The organism is Pseudomonas sp. CM25, assembly GCF_013179705.1.
Lineage (GTDB): Bacteria > Pseudomonadota > Gammaproteobacteria > Pseudomonadales > Pseudomonadaceae > Aquipseudomonas.
In genome coordinates this window covers 1-5151 of record NZ_JABMCW010000363.1, presented here as the reverse complement: position 1 = coordinate 5151, position 5151 = coordinate 1, and the positions used below count along the sequence as shown (strand labels likewise).

General features: G+C 64.3%; 6 protein-coding genes. 3 read left to right on the top strand and 3 right to left on the bottom strand.

What is annotated here, in order from left to right; genetic code table 11:
* The coding region (locus HP546_RS25555) for a LysR family transcriptional regulator (protein ID WP_172231207.1) at window positions 1–626 on the bottom strand (626 nt) is incomplete at its 3' end.
* A gap of 124 nt (window positions 627–750) precedes the next feature.
* On the opposite strand from HP546_RS25555, the gene HP546_RS25550 reads away from it, so the two are divergent.
* Window positions 751–1011, top strand: a complete 261-nt coding sequence (locus HP546_RS25550; protein WP_172231204.1) for a DUF2790 domain-containing protein — start codon at window positions 751–753, stop codon at window positions 1009–1011.
* Window position 1012: 1 nt separating this feature from the next.
* Here HP546_RS25550 and HP546_RS25545 read toward each other — a convergent pair whose 3' ends face one another.
* Window positions 1013–1705: a tRNA (adenine(22)-N(1))-methyltransferase TrmK gene (locus HP546_RS25545; protein WP_172231201.1), complete on the bottom strand. Its 693-nt coding sequence runs from the start codon at window positions 1703–1705 to the stop codon at window positions 1013–1015.
* A gap of 136 nt (window positions 1706–1841) precedes the next feature.
* Here HP546_RS25545 and HP546_RS25540 point away from each other — a divergent pair, with 136 nt between their 5' ends.
* Window positions 1842–2222: a RidA family protein gene (locus HP546_RS25540; RefSeq protein WP_172231198.1), complete on the top strand. Its 381-nt coding sequence runs from the start codon at window positions 1842–1844 to the stop codon at window positions 2220–2222.
* A gap of 327 nt (window positions 2223–2549) precedes the next feature.
* On the top strand, window positions 2550–4550 hold the full coding sequence (locus HP546_RS25535) for a U32 family peptidase (RefSeq protein ID WP_172231195.1): 2001 nt from the start codon (window positions 2550–2552) through the stop codon (window positions 4548–4550).
* A 15-nt stretch (window positions 4551–4565) separates the two neighbouring features.
* Here HP546_RS25535 and HP546_RS25530 read toward each other — a convergent pair.
* The coding region (locus HP546_RS25530; protein WP_172231192.1) for a sigma 54-interacting transcriptional regulator at window positions 4566–5151 on the bottom strand (586 nt) is incomplete at its 5' end.

Below are 5151 nucleotides of genomic sequence, written 5' to 3'. Positions count from 1 at the left end.
TGGTCAACCCCTTGCGGGAACACCCAGTCGCCCTCGTACATCGGGTAGGCCATGCGCAGGCAGCGATGGCTGTGCAAGTCTTCGGGGCGCTCCGGTACGCCATGGGCCTCCAGGTACGCGGGGGCCGCGCAAGGGATGCTGAAGATGTTGCCCAGCGGCACGGCGATCAGCTGCGAGTCCGGCAGCGCCCCGTCAACCGTGATCACCACGTCATGCCCCTCGGCCAACGGGTCGGGGTTGCGTTGGGACAGGGTCAATTCGATCACCACCTCCGGGCACAGCGCGTTGTAACCGGCCACCAGCGGCATCAGCAGCAGGCCCAGCCCGTGCGGGCAATGCAGCCGCAGGCGCCCACGTGGCGTGAGGTGCGCGCCACGGGCTTCACCCACCGCTTCCTCGGTCAGCAGCATGATCTGCCGCGCCCGCTCAAGAAAGCGCTCGCCTGCCTCGCTCATGCGCAGGCGCCGGGTGGTGCGGTGCAGCAGGCGGGTCTGCAGCTGGTTTTCCAGTTCGGCGACGATGCGCGAAACCTGCGCGGCGGAAATGTCCAGGGCATTGGCGGCCGCAGCGAAGCTGCCACATTCAACCACACGGGCGAAGGTACGCATGGCATGCAGCATGTCCATGAAAGGGGTGCTCCTTGTTGGTCTTATTCTTACGCTAAAGGCAGGAATCTATCACGGCTTGGCCCATTTATTGTGTGAGACCTTTGAATACATCATTAGTCATACATTGAAAAAGGAGCTTGCCATGAAACGTTCGATCGCTGTGCTTGCAGTCGCCGCTGCCCTGGCCTCGTTCGGTGCCTTCGCCGACACGGGCAAAAACCAGCCGGTCAGCAGCAGTTACGAATACGGCATGCCGCTGGATGTGGCGAAGGTCATCTCCATCACCCCTGCCAGCAACGCCGCCGATTGCCAGGTTGGCACCGCTCACATGGTGTATGTCGACCATCAGGGCCAGAAGCGCGAAATCGACTACCGCGAGATGGGCAACTGCTCGCAGCAGTGAGTCAGCCCAGCACCTGGGTGATCCAGCCCACCTGCTGGTTGAAGTCGTCTATTTTCACCTGAGGTACCGCGTCGCGGGCACGCGCGAAGTTGGCCAGGGTCTGCTGCTTCTGTTTCAGCATGCGGCGCCACTTCACCACAAACGCCTCGCTTTTCGCCTGCATCAGCACCGGTCCGAAGTACAGTTGCTCAGCGGTATAGGCCACGCTGCCCGGTTCGGCGACGATGATCTCGTAGTCAAAGCGGTTTTCTCGCAACAGCTCTTCGTTGACGATGCAAAAGCCGTTACCCATCAGCCACTGCCGCAGTTCGCGTTCGGCGCCATTGGGCTGCAGTACCAGGCGTTTTACCCCAGCCAGGCGCTGCTTGCCGGCTTCGAGGATCTCGCACATCGTGTCGCCACCCATGCCGCAGATGCTGATCACCGAGATCCTATCTTGCGCCTCGACGGCCGCCAGGCCATCGGCCAGGCGCACGGTGATGCGGTCTTCAAGGTCATTCTTGCGCACGTTGCGCTGGGCCGAGGCGAACGGCGTCTGCGCCACCTCGCCGGCCACGCCCACCTCGATTACCCCACGCAGCATCAGGGCCACCGGCAGGTAACCATGGTCGGAGCCAATGTCGGCCAGGCGCGCGCCCTGTGGCACATGGGCGGCCACGCGCTCCAGGCGCCTGGACAAAGTCTGTTCGTTCACGTTAAACCCCTGCGTTGCAATGGGGCGCGATTCTGACGGCGAACAGCGCGCATTACAAACACCGGGGCGCCCTCGACCCGCCCGCCGGGCTCGCGTAGGCTTGCCGCTTTCCTTCCGTCGCAAGGCAAAACAGACCATGGCAACTGCAGACATCATCTACACCCCAGACCCGGACGCCGAATCCATTTCCTCCGACGTGGCCGAGTACAACGGCGTGCTAGTCACCACCCAGATCCCGACCCACCCCGATGGCAGCCTGGAGCTGGGCGGTATCGTCGAGCAGAGCGAGTGCACCCTGCAGGCGCTGAAAGTGGCCCTGGAAAAGGCCGGCAGCGGCATGGACCGGGTGCTGCACCTGACCATCTACCTGACCGACATGGCCGACCGCGCGGCGTTCAACGAGGTGTACCAGCGCTTCTTCGGCAAGCCGTGGCCAGTACGTGCTGCGGTGGGTGTGGCTTCGCTGGCATTCGAAGGCATGCGCGTCGAAGTGACCGCAATGGCCGCCAAGCGCTGATTTACCTGCCAGGGCCCTATCGCCGGCAAGCCAGCTCCCACAGGTACAGTGCAGCCTTCAAGGCATGCGCAGTACCTGTGGGAGCTGGCTGCCGGCGATAGTGCAGGTACAGCGCAGCCTTCAAGGCAGCGTCGTACCTGTGGGAGCTGGCTGCCGGCGATAGTGCAGGTACAGCGCAGCCTTCAAGGCAGCGTCGTACCTGTGGGAGCTGGCTTGCCGGCGATAGGGCCGGTACAAGCGATACACCTCCCAGCACCCCAATGATGCCGCCGGCCCGTTTCACCGCTACAATGCCCGCCTACCGTGACAGCCCGAAAATATAACGACATGTCCCTTCCAAAGAATCACCTGGAACTGCTCAGCCCTGCGCGCGACGTGGCCATTGCCCGTGAAGCGATCCTGCACGGCGCTGACGCCATCTACATCGGCGGCCCGAGCTTCGGCGCGCGCCATAACGCCTGCAACGAGGTCGGCGATATCGCCGAGCTGGTCGAGTTCGCCCGGCGCTACCACGCACGGGTGTTCACCACCATCAACACCATCCTCCACGACAACGAGCTGGAGCCCGCGCGCAAGCTGATTCACCAGCTGTACGACGCCGGCGTCGATGCCCTGATCGTGCAGGACCTGGGGGTGATGGAGCTGGACATCCCGCCGATCGAGCTGCACGCCAGCACCCAGACCGACATCCGCACCCTGGAGCGGGCCCGATTCCTCGACCAGGCCGGGTTCTCGCAGCTGGTACTGGCCCGCGAGCTGAACCTGCAGCAGATTCGCAGCATCGCCGCCGAAACCGATGCCGCCATCGAGTTCTTCATCCACGGTGCGCTGTGCGTTGCCTTCTCCGGCCAGTGCAACATCTCTCACGCGCAGACCGGCCGCAGTGCCAACCGTGGCGACTGCTCGCAGGCCTGCCGCCTGCCCTACACCCTGAAGGACGACCAGGGCCGCGTGGTGGCCTTCGAGAAACACCTGCTGTCGATGAAGGACAACAACCAGACCGCCAACCTGGCGGACCTGGTCGATGCCGGCGTGCGCTCGTTCAAGATCGAGGGCCGCTACAAGGACATGGGCTACGTGAAGAACATCACTGCCCACTACCGCAAAGAGCTCGACGCCATCCTCGAAGGCCGCCCGGAACTGGCCCGCGCCTCCAGCGGCCGCACCGAGCACTTCTTCCTGCCCGACCCGGACAAGACCTTCCACCGCGGCAGCACCGACTACTTCGTCAGCGACCGCAAGGTCGACATCGGCGCGTTCGACTCGCCAACCTTCACCGGCCTGCCGGTCGGCGTGGTGGAAAAAGTCGGCAAACGTGACATGCAGGTGGTCACCGAGGTGCCACTGACCAACGGCGACGGCCTGAATGTGCTGGTCAAGCGCGAAGTGGTGGGTTTCCGCGCCAACATCGCCGAACCACGCGGCGAGTTCGAGGAAGACGGCCACAAGCGTTACCGCTACCGTGTCGAACCCAACGAAATGCCCGAAGGCCTGCACAAGCTGCGCCCCAACCACCCGCTGTCTCGCAACCTCGACCACAACTGGCAACAGGCCCTGCAGCGCACCTCTTCCGAGCGCCGGGTGGGCGTCGAGTGGCACGCCGTTCTGCGCGAGCAGCGCCTGATGCTGACCCTCAGCAGTGAAGAAGGTATCAGCGTGCAGGTGGCCCTGGATGGCCCGTTCGGCCCGGCCAACAAGCCGCAGCAGGCGCTGGACCAGTTGCACGACCTGCTGGGCCAGCTGGGTACCACGATGTATCACGCCGACAGCATCCAGCTGGACGCGCCACAGGCCTATTTCGTACCCAACTCGCAGCTCAAGGCCCTGCGCCGCGAAGCCATCGAGGCACTGACCGCAGCACGCGTGCAGGCGCACCCGCGTGGCGCGCGCAAGGCCGAGACCACGCCGCCGCCGGTATACCCCGATTCACACCTGTCGTTCCTGGCCAACGTCTACAACCAGAAGGCGCGCGACTTCTACCACCGCCACGGCGTGCAGTTGATCGATGCGGCCTACGAGGCCCATGAAGAGCACGGCGAAGTGCCGGTGATGATCACCAAGCACTGCCTGCGCTTCTCGTTCAACCTGTGCCCCAAGCAGGCCAAGGGCGTGACCGGCGTGCGTACCAAGGTGGCACCGATGCAGCTGATTCAGGGTGACGAGGTGCTGACCCTGAAGTTCGACTGCAAACCGTGCGAAATGCATGTGGTGGGCAAGATGAAAAGCCACATCATCGACCTGCCGACCCCGGGCAGCGCCGTGGCCCAGGTGGTGGGGCACATCAGCCCGGAAGACCTGTTGAAGACCATTGTGCGCGGGCCGCATTGATCCGAGGACGACAACCTAGCGTATCTGGTGCTTGTGCAGCAGCCGATAGAACGTCGGCCGTGAAACCCCAAGCACCTTGGCCGCCACGCTGAGGTTGTCACTGTGCCGGTTGAGTACATCGCACAGGGCCTGACGCTCGGCCCGGTGCTTGTACTCCTCCAGGGTGCCCAGCGGCTGCTGCTCCAGGTCCAGCAGCTGCAACCCCAGGTCCTGCGCCTCGATCTGCCGGCCTTCGGCCAGCACCAGCCCGCGGCGCACGCGGTTGGCCAGCTCGCGCACATTGCCCGGCCAGTCGTGCCGGCCCATCGCCGCCAGGGCATGATCACTGAACGAGCGCGGCCGGCGCCCGGTTTCCAGGCTATAAAAGTGGGCAAAGTGGCTGGCCAGCATCGACAGGTCGCCATGCCGGTCGCGCAGCGGCGCGGTCACCACTTGCAGTACGTTCAGGCGGTAATACAGGTCTTCGCGAAAGCGCCCTTGCTCGATGGCCCGTTCCAGGTCCACGTGGGTCGCCGCCAGCACCCGCACATCCACCGGAATCGGCTGGCTGCCGCCCACCCGTTCGATGTGCTTCTCCTGGAGAAAACGCAGCAGGTTGGCC

Excerpts from the sequence above, each read along its gene's own strand:
- HP546_RS25535 (WP_172231195.1), top strand. The coding sequence starts at position 2,550 with ATGTCCCTTCCAAAGAATCACCTGGAACTGCTCAGCCCTGCGCGCGAC.
- HP546_RS25550 (WP_172231204.1), top strand. The coding sequence starts at position 751 with ATGAAACGTTCGATCGCTGTGCTTGCAGTCGCCGCTGCCCTGGCCTCG.
- HP546_RS25540 (WP_172231198.1), top strand. The coding sequence starts at position 1,842 with ATGGCAACTGCAGACATCATCTACACCCCAGACCCGGACGCCGAATCC.